This window comes from Marinomonas sp. SBI8L (assembly GCF_001624705.1).
Classification (GTDB): domain Bacteria; phylum Pseudomonadota; class Gammaproteobacteria; order Pseudomonadales; family Marinomonadaceae; genus Marinomonas.
The window spans coordinates 162,663-186,197 of record NZ_JSEO01000012.1; the positions used below are offsets into that span (position 1 = coordinate 162,663).

20 protein-coding genes are annotated in these 23,535 nt (G+C 41.0%); 14 read left to right on the forward strand and 6 right to left on the reverse strand.

The window, feature by feature from the left end; all coding sequences use genetic code 11:
* Positions 1 to 86: 86 nt before the first annotated feature.
* The 3 genes from rluD to clpB all read left to right on the forward strand — a co-directional run bounded on the left by rluD (position 87) and on the right by clpB (position 4,567).
* Entirely contained in the window at positions 87 to 1,067 is a 981-nt protein-coding gene (gene rluD / locus OA91_RS17875) for a 23S rRNA pseudouridine(1911/1915/1917) synthase RluD (RefSeq protein ID WP_063339338.1), read from the forward strand.
* Positions 1,068 to 1,100: 33 nt separating this feature from the next.
* Complete coding sequence (pgeF, locus tag OA91_RS17880) at positions 1,101 to 1,862, forward strand: peptidoglycan editing factor PgeF (RefSeq protein ID WP_063339339.1); 762 nt, start codon at positions 1,101 to 1,103, stop codon at positions 1,860 to 1,862.
* A 125-nt stretch (positions 1,863 to 1,987) separates the two neighbouring features.
* Positions 1,988 to 4,567, forward strand: a complete 2,580-nt coding sequence (gene clpB / locus OA91_RS17885; protein WP_063339340.1) for an ATP-dependent chaperone ClpB — start codon at positions 1,988 to 1,990, stop codon at positions 4,565 to 4,567.
* A gap of 75 nt (positions 4,568 to 4,642) precedes the next feature.
* Here the strand turns inward: clpB and OA91_RS17890 are convergent, their stop codons facing one another.
* Together OA91_RS17890 and OA91_RS17895 are read right to left on the reverse strand one after the other, a co-directional pair.
* Complete coding sequence (locus OA91_RS17890) at positions 4,643 to 5,587, reverse strand: adenosylmethionine decarboxylase (RefSeq protein ID WP_063339341.1); 945 nt, start codon at positions 5,585 to 5,587, stop codon at positions 4,643 to 4,645.
* 277 nt (positions 5,588 to 5,864) lie between these two features.
* Complete coding sequence (locus OA91_RS17895; protein ID WP_046019216.1) at positions 5,865 to 6,878, reverse strand: GlxA family transcriptional regulator; 1,014 nt, start codon at positions 6,876 to 6,878, stop codon at positions 5,865 to 5,867.
* Between the two features lie 694 nt (positions 6,879 to 7,572).
* Between OA91_RS17895 and OA91_RS17900 the strand changes: the two genes are divergently transcribed.
* The 10 genes from OA91_RS17900 to OA91_RS17945 all read left to right on the forward strand — a co-directional run bounded on the left by OA91_RS17900 (position 7,573) and on the right by OA91_RS17945 (position 19,796).
* Positions 7,573 to 8,664 carry a hybrid-cluster NAD(P)-dependent oxidoreductase gene (locus OA91_RS17900; protein ID WP_063339342.1) on the forward strand — a complete coding sequence of 364 codons (1,092 nt, stop codon included), beginning with the start codon at positions 7,573 to 7,575 and terminating at the stop codon, positions 8,662 to 8,664.
* A gap of 115 nt (positions 8,665 to 8,779) precedes the next feature.
* Positions 8,780 to 10,162: an L-serine ammonia-lyase gene (locus OA91_RS17905; RefSeq protein WP_063339343.1), complete on the forward strand. Its 1,383-nt coding sequence runs from the start codon at positions 8,780 to 8,782 to the stop codon at positions 10,160 to 10,162.
* A gap of 86 nt (positions 10,163 to 10,248) precedes the next feature.
* Entirely contained in the window at positions 10,249 to 11,499 is a 1,251-nt protein-coding gene (locus OA91_RS17910) for a sarcosine oxidase subunit beta family protein (RefSeq protein WP_046019219.1), read from the forward strand.
* An 11-nt stretch (positions 11,500 to 11,510) separates the two neighbouring features.
* Positions 11,511 to 11,807, forward strand: a complete 297-nt coding sequence (locus OA91_RS17915; protein ID WP_046019220.1) for a sarcosine oxidase subunit delta — start codon at positions 11,511 to 11,513, stop codon at positions 11,805 to 11,807.
* Positions 11,804 to 14,821, forward strand: coding sequence for a sarcosine oxidase subunit alpha (locus OA91_RS17920; protein WP_063339344.1), 3,018 nt, complete (start codon positions 11,804 to 11,806; stop codon positions 14,819 to 14,821). The genes OA91_RS17915 and OA91_RS17920 overlap by 4 nt, the downstream gene beginning before the upstream one ends.
* The gene (locus tag OA91_RS17925; protein WP_063339345.1) at positions 14,814 to 15,407 is read left to right on the forward strand and encodes a sarcosine oxidase subunit gamma; all 594 of its coding nucleotides are present in this window, start codon (positions 14,814 to 14,816) and stop codon (positions 15,405 to 15,407) included. Before OA91_RS17920 ends, OA91_RS17925 begins: the two co-directional genes overlap by 8 nt.
* A 349-nt stretch (positions 15,408 to 15,756) precedes the next feature.
* The gene (locus OA91_RS17930) at positions 15,757 to 17,337 is read left to right on the forward strand and encodes an inorganic phosphate transporter (RefSeq protein WP_046019223.1); all 1,581 of its coding nucleotides are present in this window, start codon (positions 15,757 to 15,759) and stop codon (positions 17,335 to 17,337) included.
* Between the two features lie 141 nt (positions 17,338 to 17,478).
* Positions 17,479 to 18,195: a hypothetical protein gene (locus OA91_RS17935; RefSeq protein WP_063339346.1), complete on the forward strand. Its 717-nt coding sequence runs from the start codon at positions 17,479 to 17,481 to the stop codon at positions 18,193 to 18,195.
* Positions 18,196 to 18,276: 81 nt separating this feature from the next.
* Positions 18,277 to 19,056 carry a hypothetical protein gene (locus tag OA91_RS17940; protein WP_063339347.1) on the forward strand — a complete coding sequence of 260 codons (780 nt, stop codon included), beginning with the start codon at positions 18,277 to 18,279 and terminating at the stop codon, positions 19,054 to 19,056.
* A gap of 119 nt (positions 19,057 to 19,175) precedes the next feature.
* Positions 19,176 to 19,796: a LysE family translocator gene (locus OA91_RS17945; protein WP_046019226.1), complete on the forward strand. Its 621-nt coding sequence runs from the start codon at positions 19,176 to 19,178 to the stop codon at positions 19,794 to 19,796.
* A gap of 55 nt (positions 19,797 to 19,851) precedes the next feature.
* Here OA91_RS17945 and OA91_RS17950 read toward each other — a convergent pair whose 3' ends face one another.
* From OA91_RS17950 to OA91_RS17960, 3 genes are all read right to left on the reverse strand, one after another.
* Positions 19,852 to 21,795, reverse strand: a complete 1,944-nt coding sequence (locus tag OA91_RS17950; protein WP_063339348.1) for a DNA topoisomerase III — start codon at positions 21,793 to 21,795, stop codon at positions 19,852 to 19,854.
* A 65-nt stretch (positions 21,796 to 21,860) separates the two neighbouring features.
* Positions 21,861 to 22,340: a universal stress protein gene (locus tag OA91_RS17955; RefSeq protein WP_063339349.1), complete on the reverse strand. Its 480-nt coding sequence runs from the start codon at positions 22,338 to 22,340 to the stop codon at positions 21,861 to 21,863.
* A gap of 80 nt (positions 22,341 to 22,420) precedes the next feature.
* Positions 22,421 to 22,606, reverse strand: coding sequence for a hypothetical protein (locus OA91_RS17960; RefSeq protein WP_063339350.1), 186 nt, complete (start codon positions 22,604 to 22,606; stop codon positions 22,421 to 22,423).
* 153 nt (positions 22,607 to 22,759) lie between these two features.
* Here OA91_RS17960 and OA91_RS17965 point away from each other — a divergent pair, with 153 nt between their 5' ends.
* The gene (locus OA91_RS17965) at positions 22,760 to 23,380 is read left to right on the forward strand and encodes an FKBP-type peptidyl-prolyl cis-trans isomerase (protein WP_046019230.1); all 621 of its coding nucleotides are present in this window, start codon (positions 22,760 to 22,762) and stop codon (positions 23,378 to 23,380) included.
* Between the two features lie 58 nt (positions 23,381 to 23,438).
* Here OA91_RS17965 and OA91_RS24090 read toward each other — a convergent pair.
* A partial coding sequence (locus OA91_RS24090) for an IS3 family transposase (protein ID WP_157203854.1) occupies positions 23,439 to 23,535 on the reverse strand: 97 nt, incomplete at its 5' end.

The following is a 23,535-nucleotide window of genomic DNA, read 5'->3' on the forward strand; positions in this document are numbered from 1 at the left end:
TTAGATACACCTTTTTTCTTTGTAACTTGATCGATAATACGTAAAAATTACGCAAATTAAGATCAACTCGAATTTAAGTACATTGTATGGCAGAGCGCATAGTAAAAGAAGCCCAAGTTCCATTTGAATTAAATGGGCAAAGGTTTGATTTAGTCGCAACAGAACTCTTTAGTGATTATTCAAGGTCACGTATCCAGACTTGGATTAAAGAAGGGGTTTTATTAGTTGATGGCAAGAAGTCAAAAGCGAAAGAAAAACTCTTTGTAGGTGAAGTAATAAGTCTAGAAACCTTAGTTGAAGATATTGATGATCATCAACCCGAAGATATCCCTTTAGATATCGTTTTTGAAGACGACGATATTATTGTGATCAACAAGCCAGCAGGCTTGGTTGTTCACCCTGCGGTAGGGCACCGCACAGGTACCTTGATGAATGCTATTTTATTCCATTGTCCTGAATCGGCCCATATCCCAAGGGCAGGTATTGTTCACCGTCTTGATAAAGAAACAACTGGCTTGATGGTTGTTGCTAAAACATTAGCAGCACAAACTGAGTTGGTTGCTCAGCTGCAAGATAGAAGTATGGGGCGTGAATATGAAGCTGTGACTATAGGCATAATGACTGGCGGTGGTACAGTAAATGAGCCAATTGGTCGTCATCCTCAGAACCGTCAAAAAATGGCGGTAGAGCCTTTAAATGGTAAAGATGCTGTGACGCATTACCGTTTATTGCAACGTTTTAAAAACCACACACATATCCGACTTAAACTGGAAACTGGGCGTACACACCAAATTCGTGTGCATATGTCTCATATTCAATTCCCGTTATTAGGCGACCCTCAATATGCTGGACGGATGAAAATGCCTAAAGCTTGCATTCCTGAATTGAGAGAAGAGCTGCAAAACTTTAGACGACAAGCCCTACATGCAAAAAGATTAGAACTATCACACCCTATTAGCGGTGAGTTTATGGAATGGGAAGTCGATCTACCTGACGATATGAAGCAGCTGATTGAGCTTCTTAACGAAGACCTAGCAGAAACAGATAGTGTAGAAGGTGACTTCTAAGCTTTTATTTTTCTTGGTTTATTTGGAGAAAAAGTGACCTCAACACATTCAAATGATTCATACATCTGTCCTCAATGGCCAGCGCCTAAACAGATAAAGGCTTTTTCATCAACTCGCCAAGGCGGTGTGAGTGAAATGCCTTATGGTTCGTTAAATCTAGGTGCTCATGTTGGTGATCAGATTACAGACGTGACTGAGAACCGACAACGTTTTGCAGATCATATTAATATGCCAACAAGTTTACGTTGGCTTAATCAGGTTCATGGTACTAAAACGGTCACCTTGCCTTCAAAAGCCTTGGGTGATTTAGAAGCCGATGCCTCTTTTACACAAACTAAAGGTCAGGTGTGTGCTGTAATGACAGCTGATTGCTTACCTTTGTTGATTTGTAATAACAAGGGAACTCAAGTTGCCGCATGTCATGCTGGCTGGCGTGGATTATGTGACGGCGTAATCGAGTCAAGCATTGCAAAGTTTGAGGATGCTAGCGATCTGATGGTTTGGCTTGGGCCTGCCATTGGGGTCAGTGCTTTTGAAGTGGGTGGTGAGGTTAAAGAGGCGTTTGTGCTGCAAGATAAACAAGCAGAAAGCGCTTTTAAGGCATCAAGAAATGATGGTAAATGGCTTGCAGATATTTACCTATTAGCTAAGCAAAGGCTGAAGGCCTTGGGTGTAAATCAAATTTATGGTGGTGATTATTGTACTTATGAAGATGAGTCTCAATTTTTTTCTTATCGACGAGATAAACAAACAGGTCGATTAGCCAGCGTAATCTGGATTGACGCAGAAAGTTGAAAGAAGAGCCGAGAGGCTCTTTTTTTATAGGTGTCAAAAAAATGACACTCAACAATTGAATTTTAAAAAGTGGGACCTATCTAGAAAGGTATCTAAGGTATTTTTCGGATAATTAGGACTTTAATATGAGAATCGACCGATTAACCAGTAAATTACAAATCGCACTTTCTGATGCTCAGTCTGTTGCTTTAGGCAGAGATCACGCCTACATAGATGCCGTCCATTTATTAGTTGCTTTATTTGACCAGCAAGGCAGCGGCATTCGACCTATTCTTCAGCAAGCTGGTATTCAGGTGGCGAAATTTCGCGAAACCTTAAATCATATTCTGGATGGCTTGCCTGAAATGCAGGATCACGATGGTAACATTCAAATGTCGCCAGAGTTGGGTCGCCTACTAAATTTAGCAGATAAAGAAGCACAGAAACGTAAAGATCAATATATCTCCTCTGAGCTAATTTTATTAGCCATGTTTGACGGTAAAGATGAACTTGCCAAAGCGCTTAAAAAAACCGGTGTAAGCAAAGCAGATATTGTTGCTGTTATTGATCAGGTGCGTGGTGGGGAAGGGGTGAATGACCCGAACGCAGAAGAAAGCCGTCAAGCGTTAGATAAGTTTACGGTAGATTTGACTGCACGTGCAGCGGAAGGCCAGCTAGACCCTGTAATAGGCAGGGATGACGAAATTCGTCGTACTATTCAAGTGTTACAGCGCCGTCGTAAAAATAATCCTGTTTTAATTGGTGAGCCTGGGGTCGGTAAAACGGCTATCGCAGAAGGATTAGCTCAGAGGATTGTAAATGGTGAAGTGCCTGAAGGGTTAAAGAATAAACGCGTTTTATCTCTCGATATGGCGGCTCTGATTGCGGGTGCAAAATACCGTGGAGAATTCGAAGAAAGGCTGAAATCCTTATTAACTGAGCTTGCTAAACAGGAAGGTCAGGTGATTCTTTTCATTGATGAAATACACACCATGGTTGGTGCGGGTAAATCTGAAGGCTCAATGGATGCGGGTAATATGTTAAAACCTGCTCTGTCTCGTGGTGAACTTCATTGCGTGGGGGCGACAACGCTAGATGAGTATCGCCAGTTTATTGAGAAGGATGCTGCTCTAGAGCGTCGTTTCCAAAAGGTGCTAGTTGAAGAGCCGAGTGTGGCCGATACCATAGCAATTTTACGTGGTCTAAAAGAGCGTTATGAGATTCACCATGGCGTGGATATTACGGATTCTGCAATCATTGCAGCGGCCAAGCTATCACAACGCTATATTACCGATAGACAGCTACCTGATAAGGCGATTGATCTAATTGATGAAGCAGGAAGCCGTATTCGCATGGAAATGGACTCTAAGCCTGAAGACATGGATAGGCTTGAGCGTCGCCTTATTCAATTAAAAATTGAGAAAGAAGCTCTGAAGAAAGAGAAAGACAGAGCTTCTAAACAGAGGCTTTCAAAACTCGAATCAGATATAGCCATTGCTGAAAAGCAGTTTAGTGACCTTGAAGAAATTTGGAATGCAGAGAAAGCTCAGTTACAAGGGGCACAAAAGCTAAAAGAAGAGCTTGAATCTGTACGTCAAGAAATGGAAGAAGCCAGACGTGATGGCAACCTAGCTAAGATGTCTGAGCTACAGTATGGGGTGATCCCTATGCTAGAAGCTGAAATAGAAAAAGCCAGTATGGCTGAAGAACTTGATCAAGCCCAACTACTTAGAAATCGCGTCTCAGAAGAAGAAGTGGCGACAGTTGTTTCTCGTTGGACCGGAATTCCTGTGGATAAAATGCTACAAGGAGAACGTGAAAAGCTATTGACCATGGAAAATGAGTTACACAATTCAGTTATAGGTCAAGAAGAAGCTGTGACTGCGGTTGCTAATGCTGTAAGACGTTCTCGTTCTGGCTTAGCTGATCCAAATCGACCTAATGGGTCTTTCCTATTTTTAGGGCCAACTGGTGTTGGTAAAACTGAGCTGTGTAAATCTTTAGCGACCTTTTTGTTTGATACTGAAGCGTCTATGGTCAGAGTGGATATGTCTGAGTTTATGGAAAAACACTCAGTTGCTCGTTTGATAGGCTCTCCTCCAGGTTATGTGGGTTATGAAGAAGGTGGCTACTTAACAGAAGCTGTTAGACGTCGACCTTATTCTGTACTTTTGCTAGATGAAATTGAAAAAGCACATCCTGATGTGTTTAACATTTTGCTGCAGGTACTTGATGATGGCCGTTTAACTGACGGACAAGGACGCACGGTTGACTTTAGAAATACTGTGATAGTGATGACCTCAAATTTAGGATCTGACCTGATTCAAAACTATCGTACTAATGAGCAGTACGAAGAAATCAAACAAGAAGTACTTGGTGTTGTAGGTAATCACTTTAGACCAGAATTTATTAACCGAATTGATGAAACTGTGGTTTTCCATCCGCTTATGCAGAGTCAAATCCATGGTATTGCGCGTATTCAAATGACCCACTTAAATGCCAGACTACAAGAAATGGGGATGACACTCACTTTATCTGAGAAGGCGTTGGATCGTCTTGCTGAAGTGGGGTATGACCCAGTGTACGGGGCAAGACCACTTAAAAGAGCGATTCAAAATTGGCTCGAAAACCCATTAGCGAATGAATTGTTAGCGGGGAATTTTGTTTCCGGAGATGCCATTTTGGCAGATTTAGAAGAGGCGAATATTGTTTTCAAAAAACAATAATCTTTTCTTTCAACAATAGGAAGCCCCAAGATAGCGTGTTTTATCTTGGGGCTTTTTTATTAGGATCTATGCTTCTTAAATCTCAATTAAGCTTGCTGCACTGATTTTTTGCTGCTTCATATATTCTTTAAATCGCATGGTATAACCACAGCTTAGGCTTTGCTCAACTTGATTCATTAAGGTGTGTTCTGTGTGAATTTCAGCTTCATCGTTAAAGCTAATAATGTCAAAACAGCTTGGCTGAAGTAGATGAATTAACTGATTAAAAATATTGACGCTGTGATGCTTGATATCAAGGTTTGTTTCAAAGCTAACATAGGAGCTTTTTTCTTGTGGGGTGATATGCATGGTCGCATATTTATCTCCCAATATCGCATTCATAGAATAGCCAAAGGGTTCAAAAACATACTCATCAATCTTAAAGTCAGGTAGTAGTGTTTCAAGGCTAAGTAGTGTGCGAATTGTCTTGGTATCTTGTCCCTCTTGCCTTAAATAATCAGCCGCTTTGCCCTCAATATGATACATCAAGAGTTCAAAGGTTTTATCAGACTCGTTTGGTGAATAGGGTTTATCTAGGTGGTAAATGTAATTGTGGTGACTATCAAGGTTACCTAGTTGAAATGCGACACCTTTGAGTCTTTTTTGTAGCTGAGCAATATCTTGTTCAAATGAGGTCTTTTGCAGGTGAGACTGGTACTCATTTTTACGCTGAAAAATAACAGACTGAATTAATTCAAGTTGACCTTCAAATTGACTCTCTAGATGATCAAGAAAGGCTTGAAGTGAATTGACTAAGGTTGTGGTGCCGCATGTTAGCATCAAAAAATGATGATCCCACACAAACAAACTAGATTCAGATAAGAGGTAAGCATCACAATGCTCATTAGAAATGCTTGAAAGAATCTCTGCTTCACATTGAGCCACTATGCTGGCCCAAAAATCTATGCCTAGGCTTCTTAATGAGACCGCATCATGAGACATGACAAGCTCAACTTTTTTCTCTGAACCTTCAAAGAACATAGGACAATCCTCTTAATACTAGTTCGCCCTGAAATGTGATTAAAACGGTGCTTTAATCAAACAAACTCAGGTAAGTTTACCTTTAATTTATGGGACCTCTTAGCAAGTATTCTGCTTGCTGAAATTTGAGTGCGGCTATTGTATCCATCTTTTTTAAAAGCGAAAGATAATTTTTATGCCTGGGTTAAATATTTATAGAGGTAATTGAGAAAGCGATAAAAAAAGAGCCTATAAAGACTCTTTTTTATTATGAATTGTCGCTTTTAGACTGGGTTTATTAAGCGCTAAAAGCGGCACCTTGAATACCCATGAAAGGAACTTGAGTGTGAGGTGTAATGCGCTCATTACGAGGAGGAATACCAAAATATTCACGATAACACTTACTAAAATGAGGGGTCGAAACAAAACCACAGGCTATACCTATGTCGGTAATAGACATATTTGTTTGAGTTAGAAGTTTTCTGGCTCTAACGAGGCGAAGTTTTAAGTAATAGCGTGATGGTGTGCAGTTTAAATGCTTTTGGAACTGTCGCTCTAGTTGTCTTCTAGACATGCTCACAAAGCTGGCCAACTCATCTAAAGAAATCGGCTCTTCTAAGTTAGCTTCCATCAGAGACACAACTTCCATTAATTTAGAATGGCTAGGGCCTAAATAGGTTCGTAATGGGATTCGTTGTAAGTCACTTTCTGTTCGAATGCGCTCAGACATAAACTCTTCACCTATGGCTGCGCTGAGTTCATGACTAAAGTGCTTACGTACTAGGTTTAAAAACATATCCAATGGTGCTGTACCGCCGGCACAAGTGAAGCGGTCTCTATCGAATGAAAAGAGTTTTAAATCTGTATAAGCATTTGGAAAGCGCTCGCAGAAAGTCGTCATGTATTCCCAATGAACCGTACAGCGGTAGCCGTCCATCAAGCCTGCAGCGGCAAGAATAAAGGCACCGGTGCAAATGGCTCCCATTGCAGTCCCTTTCTTTTCTTGCTCTCTTAACCAATGTAATAGTTGAGGGTCACAGTGTTTTTCTACATTAACACCTGAGCAAACAATGATACCGTCAAAATTAGATAGATCCTGTCTAAAGTCGAGGTCAGCGGCAATCATAATATTGTCACTGGCTTTGGCCGGTTGTCCATCTTGAGTAATGGTAAACCACTCATACACATCATGGCCCAACAAATAGTTTGCCATACGCATAACTTCTATCGCTGATGTCATAGGCAGCATGGAAAAGTCCTCTACCAGAACAAAACCATAACGATACTTTTTGGTTGGTGCGGTTGTTGTCATTACGACTACCTCTGAATGTTGAGTGGGTGCTTATTTAAAGTTTTTGATCAGGGGTGGCAGGTCAACTTTATGATTAAGATTAATCTTTGTTGAATTTTTCTTCTGTCATGCTGATTTAAGGCTTTAATAGCGGCCATATTTTTATTTTAGTCCCCGATTCGTACTGTGCCATGTCGGTTAGGGGTAAGGGTGTTCTAATAACGACAATATCTCATTTAAAAGCGTCATAACCTATGTTTTTATTAATTTTTTTGGGGCTTAAAAGCCGAGGAAAGTGAGTTTAGGACATGGTTAATTTTTCAAAAGGCTTAATTTTTAATAAGTTAGGTCTATTTTTAGCAAAAAATTGACGCTTTTACGTGTCTAAGATCAATTGCTTTTCTATCTTTATTCTTTGTGCGACATGCTTGCCGCCTTTGGTTTATCGCTAAAAAGGGGGGAGAACTCGCCAGTTACCTGCTTATTAGCTTGATAATCATTCCTATTAGGGCTTGTAAGCAGGTCTAAAAAGCAATTCCTATGTTTTATCTAAGAGGGTTTTTTTAAATTTGGATGGTTAGAGTATAAAAATGTCGTTTTTGAATAAACGAGTGAAGGCCGCTAATCACATACTCCGTTTTATTCAGACTCAGCCTATTATTTATGGCTACATTAATAAGAAAAGCATAAGAAGAAGATAAGAAGAGTAAAGTCGATGAATGATACTTTTTTAAGCACAGTAAATACGCAAACATGGGCTAATGGCCGTCACCAAGTCAGATGTGTAAACCGCATTTGGGAAACACCTGATGTGACAACTTTCTGCTTTATGGCAGAGCAGCCAATCATGTTCTTCTTCAAACCTGGTCAGTTTGTCACGCTTGAATTAATGATTGAAGGTGAACAGATCATGCGTAGTTATACTATTGCATCGTCACCTTCTGTTCCTTATAGCTTTTCTATTACCGTAAAGCGTGTACCTGGTGGTCTTGTTTCAAACTGGTTACATGACAACTTGTCTGAAGGTGATGAATTAGCCGTTCATGGACCAATGGGGATCTTTAACTGTATTGATTACCCAGCTGAAAAAGTACTTCTTCTTTCTGGTGGTAGTGGTATTACACCAACTATGTCTATGGCACGTTGGTTCTATGATACCAATACAGGTGTTGATATGGTTTTCTGCCATAGTGCCAGATCACCATCAGACATTATTTTTAGACGTGAATTAGAGTTGATGGATTCACGTGTGCCTAATTTACAAGTTAACTTTATCTGTGAAACCCATGGCATAGGTGAAACTTGGTCAGGTTATAGAGGCTATTTAGATTTATTTAAACTGCAGCTCATGGCACCTGACTTTAAAGAAAGAACGGTTTTTTGTTGTGGTCCAGCACCTTATATGGCTGCAGTTAAGCGTATGCTTCAAGATGCTGATTTTCCAATGGAAAATTACTTTGAAGAAAGCTTCGGCGAGCCACCTGCTGATGAAGATCTAGATATTCTGACAGAAGCTGAAGAAGAAGCTCTGGAAGATAGATCTGAAGGTGCCATGGTTTCTTTCACTAATATTGGTAAAGGTATCAAGGTTAAAGCAGAAGAAACTGTTCATTCGGCTGCTACCCAGCTAGGTATTCGCATTCCTAAAGCATGTGGTATGGGTATTTGTGGTACCTGTCGTGTTCTTAAAGTCTCCGGAGAAGTTGAAATGGAGCATAACGGCGGTATTACAGATGATGATGTGGCTGATGGCTACATACTTTCATGCTGTTCTAAGCCAAAAACAGACGTCGAAATCGAGGTTTAATCAAAAACCATGTTTCCTATTGGAAACTTTGTGTTCTAATAGGGGAAAGATTAATCCTTTTCGCATGCCGGTTAATTTTAATTAACTGGCAGGCATAATCACATGAGGCGTTGTTATGGCTATTAGCTTATTTGATTTATTTAAAGTTGGTATCGGTCCATCTAGTTCACACACTGTGGGTCCTATGGTTGCGGCTAATCAATTTGTCCACTTTCTTGACGATGAGAAACTCACACCTAAAGTGACACGCGTTATGTGTGAACTTTATGGATCCCTTGGGGCAACAGGTAAAGGCCATGGTACAGGTAAAGCGGTACTAATGGGCTTAGAAGGTGAGCTTCCTGATTCTATTGACCCAGATACGGTTGATCCTAGAGTAGAAGCAATTGAATCAACTAAACAAATTAGTTTGAATGCTAAGCATAGCGTCGCTTTTGAACCCGCTACAGATTTGATTTATCACAGAATAGATCGTCTTGATTTTCATGCTAACGGTATGACATTACGTGCCTATGATGAAACACAAACTTTGATTTGTGAAAAAACCTACTACTCGATTGGTGGTGGTTTCATTGTTAATCAAAATGATCAAGGTGAAGTTGAGTTAGTTGAAGATGATACTCAGCTAGCTTATGAATTTCATAGCAGCGAAGAGCTTTTAAAGTTGTGTAAAGAGCACGATCTTAGCATTGCTCAAATCATGCTAGAAAATGAGAAAGCATGGCGCAGTGAAGAAGAAGTAAAAGCTAATATTCTTTCTATCTGGCAGGTGATGAAATCTTGCATAGATAAGGGGATTCAAACCGAAGGTATTTTGCCTGGCGGCTTAAAAGTTAAACGTCGTGCAGCAAGCCTTTACCAAGACCTCACGAAGAAAAATAAGATGGATATGATTACACCATCTTTAGGGGCAATGGATTGGGTTAACTTGTATGCCCTAGCGGTAAATGAAGAAAACGCAGGTGGTGGTCGTATTGTGACTGCGCCGACAAATGGTGCTGCTGGCATTATTCCAGCTGTACTTCATTATTACTGGGATTTCTGCCCTCGTTCAAATGAAGAAGGCATTATTGATTTCTTTTTAACGGCTGCCGCAATTGGCCTGCTATTCAAAGAGAATGCTTCTATCTCTGGCGCTGAAGTGGGTTGCCAAGGGGAAGTAGGTTCAGCGTGCGCTATGGCAGCAGCAGGTTTAGCCGCAGCAACAGGTGGTTCACCTGAGCAAATTGAAAATGCGGCGGAAATTGGTATGGAACATAACTTGGGACTGACATGTGACCCCATTGGTGGTCTGGTGCAGGTTCCTTGTATCGAACGTAATGCAATGGCTTCGGTTAAAGCGATTAACTCGGCGTCAATGGCACTTCGTGGTGATGGAACACACTATGTATCTCTGGATAAGGTAATAAAAACCATGCGAGATACAGGGCGTGATATGAATGATAAATATAAAGAAACTTCGCGAGGGGGATTGGCTGTTAACGTTATTGAATGTTGACGGGCGTTACCCTTTATTCCTAATAAAGTAGTTATTTAGCAGTTGATGGCAGTGAACAATATGGCAGCAATTTCTAGGGTGGTGATATGAAACGTTATTCAGTGTTTAGTCTTTTTAAGCATGCTCTAAGTCATCATGAAAATTGGCAAAGAGTTTGGCGTAATCCTAAACCAAAACAGGTTTATGATGTTGTCATTGTTGGTGGTGGTGGTCATGGTTTGGCAACTGCTTATTACCTAGCAAAAGAACATGGTATTACCAATGTTGCTGTAATTGAGAAGGGCTACCTAGGTGGCGGTAATACCGCGCGTAATACCACCATTGTTCGCTCTAACTACTTATGGGATGAAGCTGCAAACTTGTATGAACATGCAATGAAGTTGTGGGAAGGTCTTAGCCAAGACCTTAACTACAACGTTATGTTCTCGCAACGCGGCGTATTAAATCTTGGGCATAACCTACAAGATATGCGTGATATCGAGCGACGTGTTAATGCTAACCGCTTAAATGGTATCGATGGTAGTGTTCTTAATGCTGCCCAAGTAAAAGAAATTTGTCCGTTACTGGACTGTTCAGACAATGCGCGTTACCCAGTGTTAGGGGCATCTTGGCAGCCAAGAGCTGGTGTTGCTCGTCATGATGCCGTTGCTTGGGGTTTTGCTCGTGCTGCTGATGCGCTAGGTGTTGATCTAATTCAACAGACAGAAGTGACGGGTATTCGCCGCCATGAAGGCGCAGTTTGTGGTGTTGAAACCAACAATGGTTTTATCGCTGCGAAAAAAGTGGCCTGTGTTGCTTCTGGTAACTCTTCTGAACTTGCTCGTATGGTTGGTTTAGAGCTTCCTCTAGAAAGTCACCCTCTACAAGCCTGTGTATCTGAACCGATTAAACCGATTATTGATACGGTTGTAATGTCGAATGCGGTACATGGCTACATGAGTCAATCAGACAAAGGTGATTTGGTTATTGGTGCTGGTATCGACTCTTATAATGGTTATGGTCAACGTGGATCATTCCAAGGTATTGAGCATACTTTAGCTGCCATTTGTGAGCTTTTCCCTGATGTTCGACGTGTACGTATGAACCGCGCTTGGGGTGGTATCGTTGATACGACACCTGATGCTTGCCCAATCATTAGTAAAACATCTGTACCTGGTTTGTATTTTAACTGTGGCTGGGGCACAGGTGGCTTCAAAGCGACACCTGGCTCAGGTAACGTTTTTGCGCACACGATTGCGCATGATGACCCACATCCACTGGCAAAAGCTTTCTCTATTGATCGCTTTAATTCTGGTTTCTTAATTGACGAACACGGCGCTGCCGGCGTTGCCCACTAGGAGGTATTCTTATGTTGCATATCTTTTGTCCTCATTGTCAGGAATATCGTGAGGAAGATGAATTTCATTACCGTGGACAGGCGCATATTGTGCGTCCTAAAGATCCAGAAGCGTTAACGGATGAAGAGTGGGGAAGTTACTTATTTTTTAGAAAGAACCCGAAGGGCATTCATCACGAACTTTGGTATCACACCACCGGATGTCGTCAATTTTTTAATGTTACCCGTGACACGGTAACTTACAAAATTCATGAAAGTTATAAAATAGGTGAAGAGCCTGCAGTGAAAAGTGAGGGCGACGTAACATGAGTCAGAACAAACGCTTAGCCAGTGGCGGTCGTATTGATCGTAAAAAAGTCATTAACTTTAGTTTTGACGGAAAATCATATAAGGGTTTTGAAGGGGATACACTTGCTTCAGCCTTGTTAGCTAACGGTGTCGATATTATTGCCCGTAGTTTTAAATATTCTCGTCCTCGTGGTATCACAGGGCATGGTAGCGAAGAGCCAAATGGGGTTATTCAGTTAGGCACTGGCGCATCTACCATTCCCAATGTTAGAGCAACTCAACAGGAGTTGTATGCAGGCCTTGTCGCAAACCCAGTTGCAGGTTGGCCAAGTGTTAACTTTGATTTGATGGCTACGCTTGGAAAAGCAGGTGCCATGATGCCTCCTGGTTTTTACTACAAAACCTTTATGTACCCGCAAAAATTGTGGATGACATACGAGCACTTTATTCGTAAAGCGGCAGGTTTAGGTAAAGCCCCGACAGCACCAGATCCAGATACTTACGACAAAATTAATCATCATTGTGATGTGATGATTGTTGGTGCAGGTCCGGCTGGCCTTTCTGCGGCACTTGCTGCTGCAAAAACAGGCGCGCGAGTTATCATTGCTGATGAACAAAACGAAATGGGTGGTAGCCTACTTAGCACGACCCAAACAATTGATGGTGCTCCTGCAAGCCAATGGCTGCAAGATACAATTGAAACACTAGAAGACTATTCAAATGTGATTGTACTGCCTCGCAGTACGGTTATGGGATATTACGATCATAACTTCTTGGTTGTGATTGAGCGTCGTACAGACCATCTTGGTGAGATTTCTCCAAGAGGGGCTCGTCAGCGTATGCATCGTGTCCGTGCGAAACAAGTTATCTTGGCACCAGGCGCACAAGAGCGACCTTTGATCTTTGCTAACAATGATATTCCTGGGGTGATGCTAGCTTCGTCTATTAGTGTTTACCTAAATCGTTATGCAGTCGCTCCTGGTAATGCTTTAGTAGTATCGACAGCAAACGACTCCGGCTATCAAGCTGCAATTGATTGGCATAAAGCCGGCCGTAAAGTAATCGGTATTGCTGATAGCCGCGCTGAATCAAATGGCGAACTGGTTGAAGAAGCTAAAAAGTTAGGTCTTAAGATCTGGTTCTCACATGCTGTTATTGAAGCAAAAGGTAGCCGTCGTGTTTATGCTGCGACTGTGGCACCAATTAATGCGGAAGGTACACAAGTAACCGGCGCTAGCCAGAATTATGATTGCGATATTATTGCAACGTCTGGTGGTTGGAGCCCTGTTGTACATCTGAGTTGCCACACAGGAGCTCGCCCAGTATGGAACGATGACATTATCGGATTCTTACCTGGTAAAACGGTACAGAAGCAACATTGTGTAGGCTCCCTAATGGGACAACATCAACTACACGACACTTTTGAGCAAGGCCTAGCAACCGGTGCACAAGCGGCATGTGAAGCCGGTTTTGGTGATGGTTCTAACTCAATTAAAGTACCGAGTGTTGATCTTGTTAAAACAGGACAAGCTCAGGCGCTATTCTTAGTACCGCACTCTAAGTCAGTGAGTCGCGCACCTAAGCAGTTTGTTGATATGCAAAACGATGTAACTGCGGCGGGTATTGAGCTGGCGACACGTGAAGGCTTTGAGTCGATTGAACATGTTAAACGTTATACAGCGTTAGGCTTTGGTACTGACCAAGGTAAGTTGGGTAACATTAATGGTATGGCTGTTGCTGCTCAGTCTTTGAATAAGACCATCGCAGAAACAGGGACAACGATTTTTCGTCCATCTTATACACCAACAACTTTTGGTGCGATTGCTGGACGTGATACAGACAGTTTGTTTGATCCTATTCGTTATACAGCAATGCAGTCTTGGCATGAAGCTAACGGCGCCTTGTTTGAGGATGTGGGCCAATGGAAACGTCCTTGGTATTTCCCTAAGCCTGGTGAAACCATGCAACAAACATTGGATCGTGAATGTTTAGCAACGCGTAACAGTGTGGGCATATTAGATGCCTCTACACTTGGTAAGATTGATATCCAAGGTAAAGATGCGCGTGAATTCTTAAACCGTGTTTATACCAATGCTTGGAGCAAGTTAGCAGTCGGTAAATGTCGTTATGGTCTTATGCTGAAAGAAGATGGCATGATCATGGATGACGGTGTGACCTCTTGTATTGCCGATGATCATTTCATTCTAACCACCACAACGGGTGGTGCGGCTAATGTACTTGAGTGGCTAGAACTCTGGCATCAAACAGAGTGGCCTGAACTAGAAGTTTATATGACATCAGTGACAGACCACTGGTCAACCATGACTATTTCTGGTCCTAACTCTCGCAAAGTATTAGCGAAAGTATGTGATGATATTGATCTTGATAAAGATAGCTTTAAGTTCATGGATTGGCGTAGCGGTACCGTGGCGGGTGTTAAATCTCGTGTCTTCCGTATCAGTTTCACTGGTGAGCTTTCTTACGAGATTAACGTTCAAGCAAATCATGGTTTGCACGTTTGGGAAGCTATCATGGAAGCGGGTAAAGAGTTTGATATTACCCCTTACGGTACTGAGACAATGCACGTATTACGTGCTGAAAAAGGCTTTATCATTGTCGGTCAAGACACAGATGGGTCTGTTACGCCACAAGATATGGATATGAGCTGGTGTATTGGTAAGAATAAAGAGTTCAGCTTTATTGGTAAGCGCTCCTTTACTCGACCTGATACGTCACGTACAGATCGTAAGCAATTTGTTGGCCTTAAGCCGAAAGATGCTAACGTTATTTTGCCAGAAGGTGCTCAAGCTGTTCGTAATCCGAATGAGAGTATCCCTATGACAATGGTAGGGCATGTGACTTCAAGTTATTACAGTGCGGTATTAGGCCATAGTTTTGCGTTGGCTGTAATTAAAGATGGTCATAACCGTAAAGGCGAGTCTGTTTACTTCCCGTTAGCAGATGGTCGCACCATTGAAGCTGAAATTACTGACTATGTTTTCTATGATGCCAAAGGGGAGAAACAGCATGTCTAATGTCAATGTTAAAGTTAGGCCTGATACACCACTGGCTCATATTAGTTTTCCGTCTGCAAAGCAAGGTGGTGTTACTTTTCAAGAGCGTGGGTTTTATGGCCACCTAACGCTACGTGGTAATAGTGGTGATGCTGGTTTTGTTTCATCTGTCGAAGAGATTTTAGGCTTAAGCCTGCCAGTGAAAGCGCTAAGTTCAGCGAGCAATGCGGATGTTTCTATTCATTGGATCAGTCCAAATGAGTGGCTAATTATCAGTGCTAAAGGTGATGAAGCTGAATTAGAAGCTAACTTACGCGCTAAGTTAACAGGCCACTTCTCTGTCGTGGATGTTTCTGGAGGTCAAACTGTGTTTGAGCTTTCAGGCGATGATGTGATCACCTTGATGAAAAAGAGCTGTGGTTATGATGTTGAAGCTGAATTACCAGTGGGTAAAACAGTAACGACACATTTTGCTAAAGCTAGTGTGGTGATGAATCGACTTGATGAGAAGTGTTTTATGTTAGTGGTTCGTCGTAGTTTTTCTGACTATGTGTGGCGTTGGATTGAAGATTCAAGCCAAGAATTCGGACTTGTCATTAAACTGTAACAAAAGATTCATATATTAGTCACACTTTTGAAGCATTTAAAATTGCGTCTAATATTATGTGATTGATTATAATGTAAATTTTATGATCAGACTTCAAAAGAGGCCTAAATTGGCCTCTTTTTTTATGTCATAAACATGTAGTAAACAAAGGTTCTAACGCTTTTTATCTGTTTTTGCTCAGTGTAGAATTGCCGCCGTTACAATTTCATGACGAATTTGTTTCAGCCCAATATAAATGCCAAAGATTCAATATCGATTGCATGGATTGCGACCTTAATAAGCCAAGGTCGAAACTGATATTGAGAATAATGACTTTGGTACCATTTAATTTAAATAGAGAAGACCCAGAATGGATCGTGCAAAATCAAATTCTGTAACAACTAACTCGTCACTTCTTGGAAGTGATCTTGTTCGTCTAATTATTGCTGTTGCCTTTGTGGTAGCAACAGGTTTCTATGCCTCAATGAATGGCGAGAGTATCTCAAACGTTTCTATTCTAGCAATTGCTGCTGCAATTGGTGCCTATATGGCACTGAACATTGGTGCTAATGATGTAGCGAACAATGTTGGCCCAGCGGTAGGCTCACAAGCTCTAAGCATGACAGGCGCTATTTTGATCGCCGCTATATTTGAAGCATCTGGTGCTTTGATTGCTGGTGGTAGTGTTGTTAGTACCATCAAAAAAGGAATTATTAACCCGAATGCCATTGCTGATAGTGCAACCTTTATTTGGGTAATGATGGCCGCTTTATTAGCTGGCGCAACTTGGCTTAACCTAGCAACTTATCTAGGAGCACCTGTTTCTACGACTCACTCTATTGTGGGTGGTGTGTTAGGTGCTGGTATTGCTGCTGGTGGTTGGGGAATTGCTAACTGGGGGCAAATGTCTATGATTGCTGCTAGTTGGGTTATTTCACCTGTATTAGGCGGACTTATTGCAGCTTCATTCCTTATTTATATAAAACGATCTGTTACATATCAAAACGACATGATTGCTGCTGCTCGCAAGGTCGTGCCTCTATTGGTTGCTTTGATGGTTTGGGCTTTCTCTACTTACCTAATCATGAAAGGCCTTAAGAAAATTTGGAAAACAGATATTGTTACTGCTGCAATGCTTGGTTTTGCGATTGCAACAGGTGCTTATTTATTTGTTCGTCCGATCGTAGCGAAAGCGTCTGCCAGCCTGAAGAATCATAAAGACAGTGTTAACAGTTTATTTACTATTCCTCTGATTATTTCTGCTGCACTACTAAGTTTTGCACACGGTGCTAACGATGTTGCTAACGCAATTGGGCCGCTGGCTGCGATTAACGATGCACTAATGTCTGGTGGTATTTCTAGTAAGGCAACGATTCCATTATGGATCATGTTAGTGGGTGGTATTGGTATTGCGTTTGGTCTAGCGCTTTATGGCCCTAAACTGATTCGTACTGTTGGCTCGGAAATTACTGAACTAGATAAAACTCGTGCTTTCTGTATCGCGATGGCTGCTGCTATCACTGTAATCATTGCTTCTCAGCTTGGCTTACCTGTGAGTTCTACTCATATTGCGGTTGGTGGTATCTTTGGTGTGGGCTTCCTACGTGAATACCTTAAAAAGTCATATGAGAAAAAACTGGCTGAAATCATTGAACACTCAGAAGATGCTGGTCATGACAAAGATGAAACGAATAGCTTTGTTACGCGCTTTGAAGCGGCTGATGTGGAAGGTAAACGTGCAATCTTACGTGAACTTAAGCAACTTAGAGATGATTCACCTATCTCTAAGAAAGAGCGTAAAGGTCTGAAGAAAGCAACTAAACAAGAACTAGTTAAACGTTCTGCTCTATTTAAAATCGCAGCAGCATGGGTTATCACTGTTCCTGCATCAGGCTGTCTAGCAGCTATATTGTTCTACATGCTTGTTGGTTTTAACCATATTAATGGTTAATTTTTCCAAGTAGTCATTGAAAGGCCAGCTTATGCTGGCCTTTTTTGTAACTAAGTTTAGCGGAATGATATAAACTGAAGGGTAGTGTAAACAAAGTTACACTCAGTTTTCTTGTTTTTACGATTTTGAGTTAAGTCATTTATGGATAATCTGCTAATCATAGTCACCTTTGTACTCTTTGTGTCAATTCTAATTATTGGTTCACAATTAGCTCGTATTATCGGTGCACGCAGAAGAGCGCAATTATTAGCGGATAATTTATTGCAGAAACGCTGTGATCGTATTGCTGGCATTTTACATTTAATTTCTGATCGTTATATGCCGATTCAAACTAAGATGATTCTGACAGAGTTTCTGATAAGTGGTTTGACTCACTTACAGAAGATGAACAAAAAAGAGAGCCATGAAGCGACGCTGAATGAAATGACTCACGTAGCCAGTTTAATGAAAGCAGGGAAATATACGCTTAACCTAGAAAGAGTGTCTTCTAAGGCTCATCTAGATAAGGTCAATGAAGGCTTGACCGTGCTACCCACTTTTTTAAAAGGTTTAACGACGCAAGGACAGCTTGATAAAGGGATTGCCCTTAAACAAGTTGAACAAATCCGCTTTATGAGGCAGTTAGCGACAACTGATTTTTTATCTCACATTGCTCAGCAGGATTTGGATGCAGATAGGTTAAGCCAAGCTAGGGAGAGGTATTTGAGTGCTTTGGCTGGTTTAGAAAAATTTGTATCAGTTGAAAGTTCAAAAGAGGAAATTGAAAAGTTGCAATATAAAATAAGTCGATTGGATCAAAAATTGCATACTATGATGAAAGCTCAAAAACAAGAACATACAGCGACTAGGTCAAACTAAAGGCTTAACTTAGGAACTGATAACAAAAATGGTGAGATTTAAGATTATGCTATTGTTACTGTCAATCGTCAGAGGCTTCTAATGTCTTCATTTATTATCATTGGATTATTAGTTGTTGGTATTGGCTTTATAGGCTTTGTCGTAACCTTGCAGATGAAGGAGCAAGCTAGGTTAGAGAAGTTAAGAAAAGTCGCTATGCTGAATAATCAAACACGACAAGTGCGTCATTATCTTGATGACTTACCTCCTCAGTATCAACCAAAAGATATGCGACTTTGGCTCTACTCTCGTTTAGTGGGCATCCATGATGAGTTAATGAAACTCGCTCCAGATGAGAAACTTGCTAAACGTAGAGGGCATGTGGTTGAAGAAATGGAAAAGTTTCAAACTAGCAAGCAAAGGCGCAAGGCAAAGCCCATCAATGATGAGTTATTGATTATTAATATTCGTCGTTTGTTGGACTCTTTCTTTACCTTTATTCAGCAATCTAAAGAAGATAAAAAACTCGATCCAGATTCCTTCCATAAATATGGACAACTTATTGGTTTTTATCGTTATAAGTTGAATGCAGATCACAAGGCCTACCAAGCTCGCCAATTTTTTTTAACGGGTAAGTTACAAGAAGCCGTTGATATGTATCGTACTGCCGCAGGTGAGTTAGAAGAAATTGAAGAAACACCAGAAGCAAAAGAGGCCATGAATAAATACAATTCAGCGGCGGATGAAATAGAAAGTGATCTTAAGTTACAGCAACAAGAAGCTGAAGCTGCGGCTGAAGATCAAGAGGAAGAAGACGGCCTTGATGATGAGTGGAACAAGTTCATCGAAGAGGGGGAGTTTACTAAGAAAAAAACCTTCTAACTCTGTATGTTTCTTTAAGTACAACAGCCTAAAATTATTTAGTTTCCCTAACTAACTAGTATTGATTTTTCAGGACTTGCATGAGACCTTAGCCTTGTTAATTTACCTATGAGGCTAATATGGAAATTGCACTACTAACAGTCTTTATTCCCACCTTTTTTTTTGTTTCTCTAACACCTGGTATGTGTATGACACTTGCCATGACAATGGGCATGACTATTGGTGTTAAGCGTGCTTTATGGATGATGCTTGGCGAGCTTATTGGTGTGGGATTAGTGGCGGCATTAGCTGCGGTTGGTGTAGCAGCGCTATTATTAAATTATCCTAATTTCTTCTTGGCTTTCAAAATTCTTGGTGGACTTTATCTTGCTTATATTGGTGTGCAAATGTGGCGCTCAAAAGGCAAGATGGCAATACAACTTGAACAAGAAAAAGAGCAAGCGAGTCGAAGGGAGCTTGCTCTACAAGGTTTTGTTACAGCCATTGCCAACCCTAAAGGTTGGGCATTCTTTGTTGCGCTGTTACCACCATTTTTAAATCCAGAGCAAGCACTCACATCTCAGTTGATTACACTGATTAGTGTGATTCTAACCTTAGAGTTTATTTGCCTCATGATCTATGCAAGTGGCGGCAGAACATTACGAACCTTGCTACTTCAATCTAGCAATGTAAGGGCTATGAATCGTTTTTCTGGTAGCTTGATGGTAGGAGTAGGAGCTTGGCTAGGCCTTGGTAGCTAGGCATAACGCTGACTCATAAATATCGTAAACACACGAAATTAAAAGCCTAAGACAGTTAACTTGTTTTAGGCTTTTTTGTGTACTTTGCCCCTGCTTTTTTACGGTAAGTGGATTTCTTTTTATAAGGTTTTTTACTTGGGCTAGGCAGTGTGGCAAACACTTCAACATTAGTTGTTTTAGCTTGCTCAATGAGCTGAAGTAAATTTGTTTGTAGCTCATCCATGAAATTTAAGTAGGAGCCACTGCCTTGGCAAATATCATTTAGGCCCGCTTCCCATTTCGCTGTCATATCGGGTGTGATTAAGCTCTCTGGTAAACTATGAATAAGGGCTCTACCTGTTTCAGTGGAAATAATGTTTTTGCCCTGTCGTTTTAGGAAGTTTCGACGAAAGAGTAATTCAATAATCCCTGCTCGTGTTGCTTCTGTTCCCAGGCCATCGGTTTCTTTTAAAATAGCTTTAATGTCTGCTTGCTTTACATAGCGGCTAATACCTGTCATGGCAGCAAGTAAGCTCGCATCAGTAAAGGCCGGTGGCGGTGTTGTCACCTTAGAAATAAGCTCTCCTTTATGACAAAACAAGACATCACCTATGGCAACTTTAGGCAAGATATTGCCTTCTTCCTCATCTTTCTTTTTCTCTGGTAACAGTGCTTTCCATCCTTGCGAAAGGCTAGTATGGCCTTTACTGCGAAATAGACCTCCCGCAATAATAAGTTCAATAATTGAATCTAGGTACTCATAGTGAGGATAAAACTGCATCAAGTATTGTCGAGCGATCAGCTCATACAGTTTTTTCTCTGATTGCGATAAGCCGTCAATATTCGCTTGTTTAGCTGTTGGGATAATCGCGTGGTGTGCTTGTACTTCTTTATCGTTCCAAGCCTTAGAGCGTTGGCTGGTATTGGCTTTATTTAACTTATCTTGCCATTGTGGCAAGTTATTTCTCAAGCTTTTAATAACACCTGGTGCATCTTTAAATTGTTCGTTCGGTAAATAACGACTGTCGGATCTTGGGTAAGTAATCAGTTGATGTCTTTCATAGAGAGCCTGACAGGTATCTAGTACTTGTTGAGCTGACATAGAAAAGGCTTTAGCAGCATCTATCTGTAAACTGGAAAGGCTATAGGGTAAAGGAGGTGCTTGACGCTTATTCTTATATTGCGCTTGATGCACTTTAGCGTCTTGTCCTTGAATGCGCTTTATCACATTTTCAGCTAACGCTTTATTTAACACTCTACCTTCACTGTCCATATGAGGCGCGCAAGCTTCACTCGGAATCCACTTCGCTTTAAAGGCTTCATTTTTAGGTGTTTCTATATTGGCTAAGACTTGGAAGAAGTCTTTAGGGGTAAAGTTTTCTCTTTCTGCGTCTCGTTTTACGACTAAACCTAAAATAGGAGTTTGTACTCTCCCTATTGATAGTACGCCTTGATAACCACCTTGTTTACCTTTAATGGTATAAGCACGGGTTAAATTAATACCGTGTAACCAATCTGCTCTGGCTCTGGCTAAGGCAGATCTTGAAAGCGCTGAAAACTCTTTATTTGGTCGTAATTGACCCAGTGATTTTTTTACAGCAGAAGGGGTAAGGTCACTAATGAGTAGGCGCTGGATATTATCTTGTTTTGCTTTTGATACTTTTAGATAGTGTATAACTTCATCAACTAGAAGCTGTCCTTCTCGGTCAGGATCTCCTGCATGGACTAATTGGCTAGATTTCTTGATGAGCTTTTTAAGTACATTAAGCTGCTTTCGAGTTTTGCTTTTTTCTTGCCATTGCCAAGTCTCTGGCACAATGGGTAAATGATCCAATTGCCAACTTTTATAGACAGGGTTGTATGCATCAGGCTCGGCTTGTTCTAGAAGGTGGCCAATACACCAGCTCACACAATCGCCATTAGGGAGCCAGATACAGCCATCTTCTTTCTTTTGCGGCTTAGGAAAGGCTGAGGCGATAGCACGGGCTAGACTGGGTTTTTCGGCAATATAGAGAATCATGTAAGACTGCTACTGTGTTTTTATACAGTAGCAGTCTATCTAAGAAGTAATTTAAAGGCCAGTAATTATCTTAGTGGGATAACCATAACAGGCACTTGGCTTTGATGAATGACTTTGTTTGCAGTTGAGCCAATGATCATTTGGCCAATTTTACTGTGGGTTCGGCTGTTCATAACAACAAGATCCACTTTATGATCTTCAACGGCATGTTTAATAGCGCTGCTTGCATCTTCTTGAATAATTAAATATTCAGGCTTTTCTGGAAGCTCGTTATTATTAGCATGGTTTTCATAAAAGATGGTGATTTGAGTCTCCATTGCATCTTTAACGCTATTGAGTGCCTCTCGTCTAAGTGATTGTAACTCTTCAATTGGCAAGTAGTTATTTATCATGCTTTGAGCCTGGTGGTTCATAGGTTCTATGGCATGCATGAAAATGATTTTGGCTTTTTGGCTGGCTGCTATCGACATCACAAGGGATAAAGATTCTTGTGTTTTATCTTCTAAATCACAGGCAAATAGAATGGTTTTAACTTGAGGTAACATGGCTTAACTCCGTTTGACTATCTTGGTTATAGTGTATGCCTAGGGGAGTTAAAAGTGCTGACTTACATCATAAGCAGGTCTTATTTGAGATTTAATTGAGCACTCTTTAAAGATGGGTTTGGATTCGCTTCTTGGTAGCTATCATAGAAGAAGCTGCTGCTTGCTATGATAAAAATTGCACAGACAAAAGCAATATCCCAAGCTGGGCTGCTAGGCTTAATTTTTTGTGGATGATTTGAAATTTGATTAAAGTCAGAGAGTTTCATTTTGATCGTCCTAATTGAATAAATAAATTATAAATGATAATCAATATCATTCAATATTTTTTTAACAAACTTGCATGTTTTTGCGCTTCGGTTCTATTAAATGACTGTGATATGATGCCCGCTTTATTTATTTAATGAAGAGAGTGAGAAATTATGTCTGAACTATCGTTCGACTCAAAAGAAGCTAAAATTGGCTATGGTATTGGTCGTCAAATCGGTGATCAATTAGGTGGAAGTGATCTAGGTGATATTTCTCTACCTCACCTTTTTGCTGCAATTGAAGATTCCCTAAAAGGTGCAGAAATGCGCGTTTCTGGTGAAGATCTAGAAGCTGCTTTTGCTAGCCTACAAGAAGAAATGGAAGCTAAAACATTAGCTGCTTCTGAAGAAACGATTGCTGCAGGCGCTGCTTTCCTAGAAGAAAACAAAGCGAAAGAAGGCGTTCAAATCACTGAAAGCGGTCTTCAGTACCATGTTGTTGAAGAAGGTACAGGCGCGACTCCTACAACTGAGTCTACTGTACGTGTTCATTATGAAGGTCGTCTAGTTGACGGTCAGGTTTTCGATAGCTCTATCGCACGTGGCGAGCCAATTGAATTCCCAGTAACTGGCGTAATTGCTGGTTGGACTGAAGCGCTTCAGTTGATGAAAGAAGGTTCTAAATACCGTCTTACTATCCCAGCTGAATTAGCTTACGGTGCTCAAGGCGCTGGCGCTATGATCAAGCCTCACTCTGTGTTGGTATTTGATGTTGAATTGATTGCTGTAGTGTAATTAATTTGATCATAAAAAAAGCGAGCTTTGAAGTGACCCCATAAAGTTGGACGCTTTGTTAAGCTGCTTGTAAGGCCTGATATCGATACTCTATCGGTGTCAGGCCTTTTAGTTTTACCTTAATTCTTTGAGTATTGTAATACTCAATATACTCT